This window comes from Agrobacterium tumefaciens (assembly GCF_005221385.1).
GTDB classification, from domain to species: Bacteria; Pseudomonadota; Alphaproteobacteria; order Rhizobiales; family Rhizobiaceae; genus Agrobacterium; species Agrobacterium tomkonis.
This window is the reverse complement of sequence record NZ_CP039903.1, coordinates 2,690,054-2,703,811: the sequence shown is the minus strand read 5'-3', so window position 1 is coordinate 2,703,811 and position 13,758 is coordinate 2,690,054. Positions and strand designations below refer to the sequence as shown.

The window sequence follows — 13,758 nt, the reverse complement described above, 5'->3', positions numbered from 1 at the left end:
GTCAGAATTCTATCCCCGCCTGCGCCTTCACACCCGCCTTGAAGTGGTGTTTCACCAGCGTCATTTCCGTTACCATGTCGGCCGCCTCGATCAGCGGTTGCTTGGCGTTGCGGCCGGTGACGACGACATGCAGATCAGGTCTGCGGCTGGACAGGGTTTCAACAATCTCTTCCAGCGGCAGATAGTCGTAACGCAGCGCAATGTTCAGTTCATCAAGGATCAGGAGGCCGATCGTTTCATCGGCCATCAGGGCCTTGGCTTCTTCCCAGGCTTTTGTGGCTGCGGCAACATCGCGTTTCAGATCCTGCGTGTCCCACGTGAAACCCTCGCCCATGGTGCGCCAGACAACACTGTCGCCGAAAAGCGTCAACGCCTGCTGTTCGCCCGTCGACCATGCGCCCTTGATGAACTGCACTACGCCGACCCGCCGCCCGGTGCCGAGCATCCGCAGGGCAAGACCGAAGGCGGCCGTGGACTTGCCTTTGCCCGGGCCAGTATTGATCATCAGCAGACCTTTTTCGATGGTCTTTGCCGCAACTTCGGCATCCTGAGCCGTCTTGCGGTTGACCATTTTCTGCCGGTGACGTTCGGCTTCGTTGTCGCTGATGTCGCGTGTCATCGCGTTTTCCTTCTCATCCTGCGGTGCGGGACCGGATGCCCCTGCCATTCGGAGCGGCGACTATACCCAATTTGCCGCACCCGGCAATGTATGAGGGGCATGCCACGGCATTGACCCTCACCCCCGTTCAGCCTAATGGTATCGGACTGACGGTCTTTTCCCGGCAACGGGAAAAGCTAAGAGGGAACACGGTTCCACCCGGACAATGGGTCATTCCGTGGCTGCCCCCGCAACTGTAAGCGGTAAGCCCGCACCGTAAAGCCACTGGACCTCCAAGATGGGTTCGGGAAGGCGGTGTCCGGGTGTTTTGAAGCCGCAAGCCAGGAGACCTGCCGTTTCAGAAAAAAACGTCTGCCGGGCGGGGTGCTCCGGTTAGTCGGTCAGATCGAACATTGGGTTTGCGCATCTGCGCACGCCGTTTTCGATATCCGCACCCCGACGATTTTTAAAGGCGCGGGAAGCGAAACGGTTTGGATATTTCAGCGACATCTCCATGTGCAGGCGGAAACACGCAGGCTAACACGGCGTCTGGTGTTGTCGTCTTCGTTTGTCGAAGCTGTCGCGATGAAGCCGATCCCAATGCCGAACCGCGCGCCGGTTCGCGTCTCGCTGATGCCGTTATCGCAAAGGCGGAAGAATCCGGCGTCGTCGTTCGTTCCGTCAATTGCCTTGCCAATTGTAAGCGCGGCCTCAGCGCCGTGCTTCGCGGTGCCGACGGCTGGTCCTATGTGTTTGGCGGGCTGAAGCCCGATGACGCGGAAGACCTGCTGACAGGCGCGCATATGCTGGCCGCCTCCGCAGACGGCCTGATGCCCTGGCGCGGCCGCCCCGAACCATTGAAGCGCGGCATGGTGGCGCGCATTCCCCCATTCGATTTTACCGAGGAGAGATCATGAGCACCCTTCTGGACCGCGTTCCCTGCACCATCGTTACCGGCTTTCTGGGGGCTGGAAAAACCACGCTGCTGCGCGGCCTTCTCGAAAAGCTGGATGGCAAGCGGCTCGCCATCATTGTCAATGAATTCGGCGATATCGGCATCGATGGGGAAATCCTGAAGGGCTGCGGCATTGAAAGCTGCCCGGAAGAAAACATCGTCGAACTGGCCAATGGCTGCATCTGCTGCACGGTGGCGGATGATTTCCAACCCGCTATCGAACAGATTTTGAGCCGCCAGCCGAAGGTGGAGCATATCCTCATCGAAACGTCCGGCCTCGCCCTGCCGAAGCCGCTGGTGCAGGCCTTCCAGTGGCCGGCGATCAAGAGCCGCGTGACGGTGGATGCAGTGGTGGCCGTGGTGGATGGCGCCGCCCTTGCCGAAGGACAGGTCGCCCACGACATGGAAGCGCTTGCCGCCCAGCGGGCCAATGACGAGGCGCTCGACCACGATGATCCGGTGGAGGAAGTTTTCGAGGATCAGGTCGCCTGCGCCGATCTTATCGTGTTGACCAAGGCCGATCTTCTCGATGATGCCGGTCTCGACAAGGCGAAGGCCCATATCCTTGAGCATCTGCCGAAGGCGGCGAAGATCGTCGTCGCTTCGAATGGCGCCATCGACCCTGCCGTGCTGATCGGCCTGGGTCTTGCGGTGGAAGAGGATATTGAAAACCGCCGCACGCATCATGATGGCGCGTTTGACCATGAACACGACGATTTCGACAGCTTCGTCATCGACCTGCCGGCCGTGAGCGATCCGGAAGCGCTGGCGGCCCGCATCGCCGAGACGGCGGCTGCGGAAAATGTTTTGCGTATCAAGGGTTTCATCGAGGTTTCCGCCAAGCCGATGCGCCTGCAGGTGCAGGCTGTCGGTAGCCGCGTCAATCATTATTACGACCGTCCATGGGCGGTGGGTGAGGAGCGCCGCAGCCGGCTCGTTATCATTGGTGAAAAGGGCATCAACCGCGAAAAGATCGAACGGATGCTGGCCGCCTGACACTTTTTAATGGAAATGCTGTAGATGCATATTCTCGCCACCACATCCTCGTCTCTGGACGATCTGATCGAGCCGGTTGATCTCAACCAGCCCCGCTCGGATGTGGTGGTGCTGTCTTTTTCGGCAAGCGATCTTGCCGGGCTGGAGCGGGCGTGGCGGGAAGCTGGAGATACTCTCCCTGCGCTCTCCGCCGCCAACCTCTCCGAGCTTCGCCACCCCATGTCGGTCGATCTGTGGATCGAAAAGACGGCGGAGCACGCCCGCGTTATCCTTATCCGGATTCTCGGCGGGGCGGATCGATGGCGCTATGGCGTCGATCAGCTTGCCATTATGGCCCGCCGGCGCGGCTTCAAGCTTCTATTTTTGCCGGGCGAGTGCAGCGATAGGGACGAAAAACTCGAAGCGGCGTCGACCGTGGACATTCAGATACTGGCCTCTGCCCTTTCCTTTTTTCGTGAAGGGGGAAGGGCGAATATGGGCAGCCTTGCAGCTGGTCTTGCGGCTCTCGCAAAGGATAGCGCGTGGCCGGATATCCAGGCTGAACCATTGCCGAAGGCCGGATTTTACCGGCCCGGGCATGGCGTCGTCAGTCAAGCGGAGGCCAGTGCCGCTTTTGCAGCCGATACAGTCAGACTGCCCATTCTCTTTTACCGATCGATGCTGCTGGCAGATGATGCAGCACCCGTTGATGCGCTCTTCCACGCCCTTTCCGGGCGCGGTTTTGCGCCAATGCCGATTTTCGTCAGCGGCCTGAAGGATGGCGAGGCCATCCGCTTTCTCGAAACCGTGTTGCCTGACCTCCAGCCTGCCGCCATCATTGCCGCCACCGCCTTTGCCAGTCAGACGGATGAAGTCGGAAAAACAGTGTTCGACCGCCTTGGCGTGCCGGTGTTTCAGGTGGCCATGGCAACGACCCGGCGAGATGGCTGGGCGGAAAATGCGCGCGGCCTCAACCCGTCCGATCTTGCCATGCATGTGGTTCTGCCGGAATTGGATGGCCGGATTCTCGCCGGTGCGATCTCGTTCAAACAGGCGCGGGCGGATGGCGGGGCCAGCCTCCTGAACGTGCCGGAGGTGGATCGTGTCGAGCAGGTGGCGAACCGCATCTCCGCCTTCCTGCGAATGAAACAGGCACCGAAACAGGATCGCCGTGTCGTCATTCTGATGCCCGATTACCCGGGCGCCGCGCCGGGGCGCACGGGTTACGCCGTCGGTCTGGATGTGCCGCAAAGCGTGCTTGAAATGTTGCGCGATCTTGCCGATGCGGGATATGCGGTGTCGGATATTCCAGACACGGCTCGGGCTCTGCTGGATTGTGTCGAGCGCCAGGAAGCGGCGATTGGTCTTTCCGCTTATCGAGATTTTCTTGAGGCTTTGCCGGAAACGGCCACCGCATCCGTGAATGCCACGTGGGGAACTGCGGAAAGTGACAATGCGCTTGCCGATGGCGCATTCCGCTTTCGCGTTGCCCGCTTTGGCAATGTGTTCGTGGCGCTCGCACCGGACCGTGGGCGAAACGAGGATCGACGGGTGGACTACCACGACCCCGCCTTGCCACCCCGCCATGCACTTGTCGCCTTCGGCGCGTGGATGCAGCGGGTCGCGGCGGCGCATGCCATCGTGCATGTCGGCGCACATGGCACGCTGGAGTGGTTGCCGGGCAAGACGGTCGCGCTTTCGCGCAATTGTTTTCCCGAAATCGTCACCGGCCCGCTGCCGGTAATCTATCCGTTTATCGTTTCCAATCCAGGCGAGGCAGCGGTGGCCAAACGGCGGATTGCGGCCATCACCATCGGTCATATTCCGCCAATGCTGGTGAATGCCGGGCTTTCGCCGGAACAATCGGCGTTGGAACAGCTGGTTGACGAATATGCGCAGGCGGATGGGCTGGATCGCCGCCGTCGCGATCGGCTGGCGAAACTCATCGTCGAAAAGGCGCTGGAAACCGGGCTTGCGGCGGAGGCAGGCGTAGGGGCGAAGGACGATGCCGACGCGGCCCTGTCGCGCATCGACGCCTTTCTCTGCGACCTCAAGGATTTCGCCATCAAGGATGGTCAGCATATTTTCGGCCGTTGCCCGGAAGGTGAAGCCGATCCGTTGAGGCTTGAAAGTGCGAAAGCGGAGAAAGCCGCGCTGCTCGCCGCGCTCGACGGTTGCCACATTTCCCCCGGCCCTTCCGGCGCACCCGCGCGCGGAAGGCTGGATGTGCTGCCCACAGGGCGTAATCTTTATGCCGCCGATCCACGCACCATGCCGACGCCGACGGCCTTCGAGCTTGGCCGCATGGCGGGCGAAGAGGTACTTCGCCACCATCTGCAAAGCCATGGAGACTGGCCGAAACATCTGGTTTTCGATCTCTGGGGCAGCGCCAGCCTGCGTAATGGTGGCGAGGATGTGGCGCAGGCGCTGCATCTGATGGGGGCGAGACCGATCCATGACCCTGCTACCGGCCGCGTCACCGGCATTGAGGTTCTGCCGCCGGCGAGCCTCGGGCGGCCACGTGTCGACGTCACTTTCCGCATTTCCGGTCTATTTCGCGACATGTTCCCGGCGCTGATCGCGCTCCTTGATGCCGCCGCCAAGGCCGTGGCGCGGCGGGACGAAGCACCGGGTGATAACCCGCTGGCAGAAGAAGCGGCTGCGCTGGGGCACATTCCGGCGCGCATTTTCGGTTCCGCGCCCGGCACCTATGGCGCGGGTATCGAAGAAAAACTCGCCAGCGGAAAATGGGACGAACGCGAAGAACTGGGGCAGGCCTATCTCGACGCCGCAAGCCATGCTTTTGGCGGCGCGGACGGGCTGGAGATTTTCGAGGATGCCGGTTTTGTGGAACTGTTGCGCCGGGCCGATCTTCTTGTCCATACCGGCGATGATCCCGGCCGTGATCTTCTCGACGGTTCTTCCGATGTCGCCTTTATCGGTGGCTTTTCTGCCGCGAAGGCCGCACTTGGCGGCGTGGCGGATATTGTGGCGCTGGATACGACAGATCCGGCACGCCCGCGTGCAAGGTCGATGACGCAGGCGCTGACGCGTGTGGTGCGCGCACGCGCCGTCAATCCGCGTTTCATTGCCGGCCAGATGCGGCATGGCCCACGCGGAGCGGCGGAATTTGCCGAGACGGTGGACAGGCTGGTCGGTTTTGCCGAAACCACCCATTCGGTTTCCTCTTCGCTGATCGAGGCGCTTTATGATGCCTATTTCGGCAATGAGGAGGTGCGCGATTTCATCCTGCGGGAAAACCCGAGGGCAGCCCAGGTGATGGCCGAGCGCTTCCTCTCCGCTCGCCGTCGTGGCCTGTGGCACAGCCGGCGAAATGCGGTGGATGCGGAGCTGGAAATGCTGATCCTGCCCCGCACAGAAAGGGTGGGCGCGTGATGGCTGCTGCTGCCGATCCCGTTCAGCCATTCGGTCGCCGCGGTCTTTGCCCGGCGCTCTCAGCACCCATGCGGACCGGCGATGGCTTTCTGTCCCGGGTAGCTTTCGAAGCGGATATCTCGCCCCGTGCGATGGCGACACTTTGCGATCTGGCCGAGCGGTACGGCAATGGGTTGCTCGATATCACCGCACGCGGCAGCCTCCAGTTCCGTGGCCTGACGCTGGAAAGCGCATGCGCCTTGGAAAAAGATGTTCTGGCGCTCGGGCTGCCGCTGCGCGAGGGCATGGCAGTAGAGACTTCGCCTCTCGCCGGCCGGGATGATGCGGAAATCGCTGATGGGCGGTTTCTTGCCGAGCAGATTCGGAAAGCGGCCGACAGGCTCGCTCTTCATGAAAAGCTCGCCGCCAAAATTTCTGTCGTCATCGATGGCGGCGGACATCTCTCCATGGGGGATTTGCTGGCGGATATTCGCCTGAAAGCGATCCGGCTGGACGGCAGGATCTCCTGGCAATTGCTTGTCAGTGGGCCGGAAAGCAAGGCGCTGAATGCGGGATTGGTCGAGACGGGTGTGGCGGCGGATGTCGTTCTGTCGCTTCTCCTTTATCTCGCCGGCAAGGGGCCGCTTGCCCGTGGCCGCGATCTGGACCAATCGACCATCAAAGCGGTTTGTGGTGACCTACTGCTGGATCGGGTGATAAAGACCGAGGCCGTCCGGGCACCTTCTTCGCCGCTGGGATTGATGGCAGCGGGCACGGGTTTTTTTGCCGCCGGTGCCGCGCCTGCCTTCGGGCAGGTCCGAGGCTCTGATTTATCGCGTCTCTGCCAGGACGCCGATATGCTCGGCATCAAGGCCTTACGGCCGTCACCAAACCATAGCATGCTATTTTTTGGATCGAAATCCGATTGCGATGCACTGCTTGAGACTGCGGGCGCGTGTGGTTTCGTTACCGAAGCGGGTGATGCGCGATCTTCCATCGCCGTCTGTCCCGGCGCGCCGGGCTGCGCATCGGCTTTTCTCCCCACCCATGAATTGGCGGCTTTTGCTTCCCGGGAATGCGCCTCATTGCTCGACGGCTCTTTCACGCTGCATATTTCCGGCTGTGGCAAAGGTTGTGCGCACCCTGCCCCGTCGCTTCTGGCCTTTTGCGGCACGGCGGATGGCCTTGCCTTTTCCGTTTCCGGCCGCGCCGGCGACCCGCCGGACGGCATTTTACCTTTCGCGCAGCAGAGGACGGCGCTTTCGCGGCTTGCCCGTCTTTACGAAAAAGAACATAAGCCCGGGGAAAACGGTGCCACCCTGCTTGCCCGTCTTGGCAGGCAAGCGATTGGTGCGGCGCTTCGACAGGATGACCGATGACCGACTATGACTATATTCGCGACGGCAACGCGATCTACGAGCGCTCCTTTGCTATTATCCGCGAAGAAGCGGATTTATCCGGCTTTACCGAAGAGCAGGCGGATATCGCCATTCGCATGATCCATGCCTGCGGGCAGGTGGAAGCGGCCGGCCATTTCCGTTTCTCGCCCGATTTCGTTGCCGCTGCGCGGGGTGCGTTGCTGGCGGGAAAGCCCATCCTCTGTGATGCGCAAATGGTTGCCCATGGCGTGACCCACGCCCGGCTTCCGACTGACAATGCCGTCATCTGCACATTGCGTGATCCACGCACACCGGAGCTTGCGAAAAAGATCGGCAATACCCGTTCCGCTGCCGCACTCGATCTCTGGGCGGAAAAACTGGACGGCGCTCTTGTTGCCATCGGCAATGCACCGACGGCACTGTTCTATCTTCTCGAGATGCTGGAAAAGGGTGCGCCGCGCCCCGCCGCCATCATCGGCATGCCTGTCGGGTTCGTCGGCGCGGCGGAATCGAAGGATGCGCTGGAGGCAAGTACACTCGGCATTCCCTATGCCATCGTCAAGGGACGTATGGGCGGTTCGGCCATGACGGCCGCCGCCATCAATGCGGTTGCGAGGGCAGGCCTGTGAGTGCGGCTCTTTTTGAACATGCCAAGGGTAAACTGGTTGGCGTCGGCACCGGTCCCGGTGATCCGGAGCTTCTGACGCTGAAGGCGGTGCGCGCCATCGAAAATGCCGATGTGCTTGCCTTCTTTTGCAAGAAGGGCGGCAGCGGTAATGGTCGCGGCATCGTTGAAGCTTTCATCCGCCCCGGCACGCTGGAAATGCCGCTGGTCTATCCGGTAACCGTTGAAAGCGACAAGGACGGCGAGGATTATCGCGGCGCGATCACCGCATTCTTCGACCAGTCGGCGAAGGACATCGCCACCCATCTTGAAGCTGGGCGCAATGTGGCCGTGCTTTCGGAAGGCGATCCGCTGTTTTACGGCTCCTATATGCACCTTCATCTGCGGCTTTCACCGTCCTATGATGCAGAGGTGGTTGCGGGCATCACCGCCATGTCCGGCTGCTGGTCCATGGCCGGGCTGCCGCTGGTGCAGGGTGACGACATATTGAGCGTGCTTCCTGGAACGCTGGCGGAAGATATTCTCGCGGAACGTCTTTCCGGCACGGACGGAGCCGTGATCATGAAAGTCGGGCGCAATCTGCCAAAAATCCGCCGGGCGCTGGAAAGGGCCGGCAAGCTCAGCGAGGCGCTTTATGTGGAGCGCGGCACCATGGCAAACAGCCATGCGGTGCCGCTTATCGAGCGTGACGCATCGCCGGCACCCTATTTTTCGCTGGTTCTGGTTCCCGGCTGGAAAACCAGACCCTCTGCAGGGGAAAAGCCATGACGGGTAGGCTTGTCGTCGTTGGCCTCGGCCCCGGCAGTGCAGCGCAGGTAACGCCGGAAGCGCTGGCTGCAGTTGAGGTTTCGGAAGATTTCTTCGGTTATATTCCCTATCTCGACCGCCTGTCGCTTGGTCCTCACCAGCGCCGCCATGCCTCCGATAATCGTGAGGAAATTTCCCGCGCCGAACAGGCGCTGCGGCTTGCCGCCGAAGGTGGCAAGGTCTGCGTGGTTTCCGGCGGCGATCCCGGTGTTTTCGCGATGGCGGCGGCCATCTGCGAGGCGATTGAAAATGGCCCGTCTGAATGGCGCGACATCGATTTTTCCGTCGTACCGGGTGTGACCGCGATGCTGGCCGTTGCGGCAAAGGCCGGCGCGCCGCTAGGCCATGATTTCTGCGCCATTTCACTGTCGGACAATCTCAAGCCGTGGGGCATCATCGAAAAGCGGCTGATCGCGGTGGCGGAAGCCGGATTTGTGATGGCTTTCTACAACCCCGTCAGCAAGGCGCGGCCGCACCAGCTCGGCACCGCTTTTGATCTTTTGCGCGCGCATCTGCCCGGCTCGGTGCCGGTGATCTTCGGTCGCGCCGCAGGCCGGGCAGACGAGCGCATTCGGGTCGTGCCCCTGTCGGAAGCATCAAGCGATATGGCTGACATGGCCACCTGCGTCATCGTCGGTTCGGTGGAAACCCGTCTGATCGAGCGTTCCGGCAAGGAGCCGATCGTTTATTCACCGCGGTTTTCAAAAAGGGAGAGCTGATGGCGGATGGCGGTGAGCGCAGTCGCTATGTCCGACACCGTCGTGCCTTTCAGGCGCGCGACGCCGAGAGTGCGTGGCCGCTCGATCATGATGACCGGCAGGCCAAGCCGTCTCGCCGCTTCGATCTTGCCGTAACTGGCGCTGCCACCGGAATTCTTGGAAACCACCGTCTCGATCCGGTTTTCCTCCAGCATGCGGATTTCGTCATCGAGCGCAAAGGGGCCGCGCGCGGTGATGTAGCGCGCATCCGGTACTTTCAGCGGCGGCTCCACAGGATCGACGCTGCGGATAAGATAGCTGTGCCGGTGTGCGGCTTCGAAGGGAAGCAACTCCTGACGGCCAAGAGCCAGAAATACACGTCTGCTTTCATCTCCGAGCGCGGCAACGGCCTGTTCGATGGTGTCGACGCTCTGCCACCTGTCACCCAGCTGGTGCTGCCAGACGGGGCGCGAAAGCGCGACAAGCGGAATGTCGGCCAGCCTTGCCGCTTCAACCGCGTTGGCGGAAATTCTCGCCGCATAGGGATGGGTGGCATCGACCAGAATATCGAAACCCTCGGAGCGGATGAAATCCGCCAGCCTTGCCGCGCCGCCAAACCCGCCGCTGCGCATCGGTACCGGCTGTTCGACCGGCGAGAGCGTGCGGCCCGCCATGGACAGCAGAATTCGGTAGCCGGAGTCCTCCGCCAACCTGCCGGCCAGAATGCGGGCATCCGCCGTGCCGCCAAGGATGAGTATGGAGCGTGTCATGACGTCTGAATATTCCGGAACGGCCAGTTCTTCTACTGAAAAGATAGCTTCTACTGAAAAGAGCGTTTCCGCTGAAAAGAAAAAAGAGCCGTGGCTTTCCATCGTCGGCATAAGCGAGGACGGGCTTGAAGGGCTCGGCAAAAATGCTCTACGGGCGATCGAAGCGGCCGATGTTGTTTTTGGCGGCAAACGCCATCTGGAGTTGGCCGCTGTGGCCATTCAGGGCGATGCGCGTCCCTGGCCGGTGCCGTTCGATGTGGAGATGAGCGATGTTCTCTCATTGCGCGGATGCCGGGTGTGCGTGCTCGCCTCCGGCGATCCATTTTTTTATGGTGTCGGCGTTACGCTTCTTCGGCGGATTCCGTCGGAGGAAACAGTCTGCTATCCCTCGCCTTCCGCCTTTTCTTTGGCTGCAGCGCGGCTTGGCTGGGCGCTGCAATCGGCTGCATGCGTTTCGCTGCACGGGCGCTCCATCGATCTTTTGCGGCCGCATCTGCATCCCGGCGCGCGCATCATTGCGCTGACCTCGGATGAGCGCGACCCGGCCTTGATCGCGGGGTTGCTGGCCGAGTCCGGCTTTGGTCGGTCGGAATTCATCCTGCTCGAGGCATTGGGCGGAGCGCACGAAAGGCGGCGGCAAGCCAGGGCGGCTGGTTTTGCCTTTGAAGATATTGACCCGCTGAATGTTGTGGCGATTGATGTCGTGGCGGATGAGGATGCGCGTGTCCTGCCGTTTACGCATGGGCTCGATGACAGCCTGTTCGAACATGACGGACAGATAACCAAACGTGAAATCCGGGCTGTGACGCTCTCCTCGCTGGCGCCCCGGCGTGGAGAACTGCTGTGGGACATCGGCGCGGGCTCCGGCTCGATCGGCATCGAATGGATGCTGTCGCATCCTTCGCTGCGCGCCATCGCCATAGAGCAACATCCGGAAAGAGCGGAGCGAATTACCCGCAATGCCGATGCTTTTGGCGTTCCGGGGCTGGAGGTCATGATCGGCGTGGCCCCGGCGGCTTTTGAAGGCTTGCCCACGCCGGATGCTATTTTTGTTGGTGGTGGCGGCAGCGAAGCAGGTGTGTTCGAGGCTGCCATGGAGGCTCTGAAACCCGGGGGTCGGCTGGTCGCCAATGCGGTGACGCTGGAAATGGAAGCGGTGCTGCTGGCCGCTCATGCGCGGCTTGGCGGTTCGATGATCCGGCTGGAGGTGTCCCGCGTAGTGGCTGTCGGTTCCATGTCAGGCTGGCGTCCGGCCATGCCGGTAACTCAGTGGAGCTGGGTCAAGCCATGGTGACCGTGGCCGGTATAGGCTGCCGCAAAGGTGTTGCTTCGGATGCAATCATCGCGGCTATACGCGCCGCCGAGCGGAACTTTGGCTTGACGGTCGACTCTTTGGCGACTGCACCGCTCAAGGCCGGGGAAGCCGGCCTTGCGGAAGCAGCAAAAGCCCTGTCGCTGCCGCTTGAAATCGTAACGCAGGAGCGGCTCGAAGCGGTTGCCGCGGAGACAATGACATTTTCACGGGCCAGTCTCGATCACGCCGGAACGCCAAGCGTCAGTGAAGCTTCGGCGCTTGCGGCAGCTGGAGTAGGTGCACGGCTGGTTGGGCAACGACTCGTCGTCGGTGATGTAACTGTGGCTATCGCAACGACGAGCAACGCGCCACGTGGTAGCGACTGCGCCATTGAATACGGAGAAGAAGAATGACGGTTCATTTCATCGGCGCCGGTCCGGGTGCCGCAGATCTCATAACGGTGCGCGGGCGCGATCTCATCGCTGCCTGCCCTGTGTGTCTTTATGCCGGTTCGCTGGTTCCGAAGGCCTTGATCGATTATTGCCCGCCGGGTGCCCGCATCGTCGATACGGCTGCTCTTTCACTTGATGAAATCGAGGCGGAATTTGTTGCGGCGGCAAAGGCAGGCAAGGATGTGGCGCGGCTGCATTCCGGCGACCTTTCCGTCTGGAGCGCCATGGGTGAGCAGATCCGCCGTCTGGAACGGCTGGGGCTTGATTATACCGTCACGCCCGGCGTGCCCTCCTTCGCTGCCGCTGCCGCCACCTTGCAGCGGGAACTGACGGTGCCCGAAGTGGCGCAGAGCCTCGTGCTGACCCGTATCTCCGGTCGCGCATCGAAGATGCCTGACGGTGAGACGCTGAAGGCTTTCAGTGCGACTGGCACGACACTCGCCATTCACCTCGCCATCCATGCCATCGGCAAGGTGGTGGAGGAGCTGTCGCCGCTTTATGGGTCCGATTGCCCCGTTGCCATCGTGGTACGTGCGTCCTGGCCGGATGAGCGGGTCATTCGCGGCACACTGTTCGATATTGAGGGCAAGCTTGCGGCCGAGCCGGTGGAGCGCACGGCGCTGATCTTTGTCGGTCGCGGGCTTGCCTCGACGGATTTTCGTGAGAGCGCGCTTTATAGTACCGACTATGTACGCCGGTTCCGTTCTCCGAAAGAAGATGCGGCGGGTTGATGCGACGGCGTGGAGGCGGTGCGCCCCTTGAGCGCACCCTGACGATCGAAAACCACAATATCGAGCGCGATGGCCGGCGTGTTCAGCGCCGCCGCGGCGGTTACCCAGGCTTTTTTCGCAACGATTGCCCCGAGGTCTATCCCCGCGTCTTCGGCCAGCTGAAAGGCGTGCGCGACCATGTTGGCCTGACGGATGGCAGTGGCGAGATTGTCATCCCCTCCCGCCTCCGCGGCCAAAGCCGCCAACGCTTCAAGGTCGGCAAGGCCTTTCTTGGAATGCACGTCGAGCATGCCCTGGGCGAGTTTGGTCATTTTGGCGACACCGCCGGCGATCGTTACCCGCTCGACTGGATGGCTGCGCAGATATTTCAGCATGCCGCCGATAAAATCGCCCATGTCGATCAGCGCCGTCTCAGGCAGGTCATACAGTGCTTGCCCGGCCTTTTCGGAGGTGTTTCCGGTCGCGCCAAGCACGTGGGCGCAGCCAGTTGCCCGCGCCACATCGATGCCGCGCCAGATGGAGTGGATCCAGGCCGAGCAGGAAAAGGGAATGACGACGCCGGTGGTGCCGAGAATGGAAATGCCGCCGAGAATGCCGAGCCTGCCATTCAGGGTTTTTTCCGCCAGTTTTTCGCCGTCACGGACGGAAATCTCGACTTCGAAATCGGTCTGCGCGCCAGCCACTTCGCGAATGGCGGCCTCGATCATCTTGCGCGGCACCGGGTTGATGGCGGGTTCTCCCGGCGGCAGCGGCAGGCCCGGCCGGGTAACGGTGCCGACGCCCTTGCCGGCCTTGAAAGTGATGCCGCTTCCGGGTTCTCCCCGTCTGACCGTGCTTTCAATCAGGGCGCCATGGGTGACGTCGGGATCGTCTCCGGCATCCTTGACGACGCCAGCGCGGGCGAAGTCCTCACCTTTTTCTTCCGTTGCGAGGGAAAATGCCGGCCTTGCGCCGCTTGGAAGTTCGACCTCGACAGGGTAAGGAAATTCCCCGGTCAGAAGGGCGGCGCAAGCCGCCTTCGTGGCGGCCGCCGCGCAGGTACCCGTGGTCCAGCCGCGGCGAAGGGTCTTTCCATCTGTTTCCATATGAATTCCTATAG

13 protein-coding genes and 1 riboswitch are annotated in these 13,758 nt (G+C 61.7%); of the genes, 10 read left to right on the top strand and 3 right to left on the bottom strand.

Annotated features, from left to right (window positions below; translation table 11 throughout):
• Position 1: 1 nt before the first annotated feature.
• Entirely contained in the window at positions 2-619 is a 618-nt protein-coding gene (gene cobO / locus CFBP6623_RS13490; protein WP_046799766.1) for a cob(I)yrinic acid a,c-diamide adenosyltransferase, read from the bottom strand.
• Positions 620-752: 133 nt separating this feature from the next.
• A riboswitch (cobalamin riboswitch) is annotated at positions 753-970 on the top strand.
• A gap of 119 nt (positions 971-1,089) precedes the next feature.
• Here cobO and CFBP6623_RS13485 point away from each other — a divergent pair.
• The 7 genes from CFBP6623_RS13485 to CFBP6623_RS13455 are packed head-to-tail and all read left to right on the top strand — an operon-like array spanning position 1,090 to position 9,433.
• On the top strand, positions 1,090-1,515 hold the full coding sequence (locus CFBP6623_RS13485; RefSeq protein WP_046799676.1) for a DUF1636 family protein: 426 nt from the start codon (positions 1,090-1,092) through the stop codon (positions 1,513-1,515).
• The gene (cobW, locus tag CFBP6623_RS13480; protein WP_046799675.1) at positions 1,512-2,549 is read left to right on the top strand and encodes a cobalamin biosynthesis protein CobW; all 1,038 of its coding nucleotides are present in this window, start codon (positions 1,512-1,514) and stop codon (positions 2,547-2,549) included. Before CFBP6623_RS13485 ends, cobW begins: the two co-directional genes overlap by 4 nt.
• Before the next feature lie 24 nt (positions 2,550-2,573).
• Positions 2,574-5,924: a cobaltochelatase subunit CobN gene (cobN, locus tag CFBP6623_RS13475; protein WP_080841821.1), complete on the top strand. Its 3,351-nt coding sequence runs from the start codon at positions 2,574-2,576 to the stop codon at positions 5,922-5,924.
• Positions 5,924-7,282, top strand: a complete 1,359-nt coding sequence (gene cobG / locus CFBP6623_RS13470) for a precorrin-3B synthase (protein ID WP_046799765.1) — start codon at positions 5,924-5,926, stop codon at positions 7,280-7,282. Before cobN ends, cobG begins: the two co-directional genes overlap by 1 nt.
• Positions 7,279-7,911, top strand: coding sequence for a precorrin-8X methylmutase (locus CFBP6623_RS13465; RefSeq protein WP_046799673.1), 633 nt, complete (start codon positions 7,279-7,281; stop codon positions 7,909-7,911). Before cobG ends, CFBP6623_RS13465 begins: the two co-directional genes overlap by 4 nt.
• Positions 7,908-8,675: a precorrin-2 C(20)-methyltransferase gene (locus tag CFBP6623_RS13460; RefSeq protein ID WP_046799672.1), complete on the top strand. Its 768-nt coding sequence runs from the start codon at positions 7,908-7,910 to the stop codon at positions 8,673-8,675. The genes CFBP6623_RS13465 and CFBP6623_RS13460 overlap by 4 nt, the downstream gene beginning before the upstream one ends.
• The gene (locus tag CFBP6623_RS13455; protein WP_046799671.1) at positions 8,672-9,433 is read left to right on the top strand and encodes a precorrin-3B C(17)-methyltransferase; all 762 of its coding nucleotides are present in this window, start codon (positions 8,672-8,674) and stop codon (positions 9,431-9,433) included. Before CFBP6623_RS13460 ends, CFBP6623_RS13455 begins: the two co-directional genes overlap by 4 nt.
• Here CFBP6623_RS13455 and CFBP6623_RS13450 read toward each other — a convergent pair.
• Positions 9,400-10,182: a cobalt-precorrin-6A reductase gene (locus CFBP6623_RS13450; protein ID WP_062654430.1), complete on the bottom strand. Its 783-nt coding sequence runs from the start codon at positions 10,180-10,182 to the stop codon at positions 9,400-9,402. The two genes, CFBP6623_RS13455 and CFBP6623_RS13450, sit on opposite strands and share 34 nt — an antisense overlap.
• Between CFBP6623_RS13450 and CFBP6623_RS13445 the strand changes: the two genes are divergently transcribed.
• From CFBP6623_RS13445 to cobM, 3 genes are read left to right on the top strand one after another with little or no spacing between them, the layout of a single operon-like run.
• A complete protein-coding gene (locus CFBP6623_RS13445) occupies positions 10,181-11,476 on the top strand; it encodes a bifunctional cobalt-precorrin-7 (C(5))-methyltransferase/cobalt-precorrin-6B (C(15))-methyltransferase (protein WP_046799764.1) in 1,296 nt (431 codons plus the stop codon). The genes CFBP6623_RS13450 and CFBP6623_RS13445 overlap by 2 nt on opposite strands.
• Positions 11,470-11,889 (top strand): cobalamin biosynthesis protein, encoded by a 420-nt coding sequence (locus tag CFBP6623_RS13440; RefSeq protein WP_046799669.1) that lies wholly within the window; start codon positions 11,470-11,472, stop codon positions 11,887-11,889. The genes CFBP6623_RS13445 and CFBP6623_RS13440 overlap by 7 nt, the downstream gene beginning before the upstream one ends.
• Complete coding sequence (gene cobM / locus CFBP6623_RS13435; protein WP_046799668.1) at positions 11,886-12,659, top strand: precorrin-4 C(11)-methyltransferase; 774 nt, start codon at positions 11,886-11,888, stop codon at positions 12,657-12,659. The genes CFBP6623_RS13440 and cobM overlap by 4 nt, the downstream gene beginning before the upstream one ends.
• On the opposite strand, the gene CFBP6623_RS13430 is transcribed toward cobM, so the two are convergent.
• Positions 12,614-13,744, bottom strand: a complete 1,131-nt coding sequence (locus tag CFBP6623_RS13430; RefSeq protein ID WP_046799667.1) for a cobalt-precorrin-5B (C(1))-methyltransferase — start codon at positions 13,742-13,744, stop codon at positions 12,614-12,616. The two genes, cobM and CFBP6623_RS13430, sit on opposite strands and share 46 nt — an antisense overlap.
• Positions 13,745-13,758: the final 14 nt, after the last annotated feature.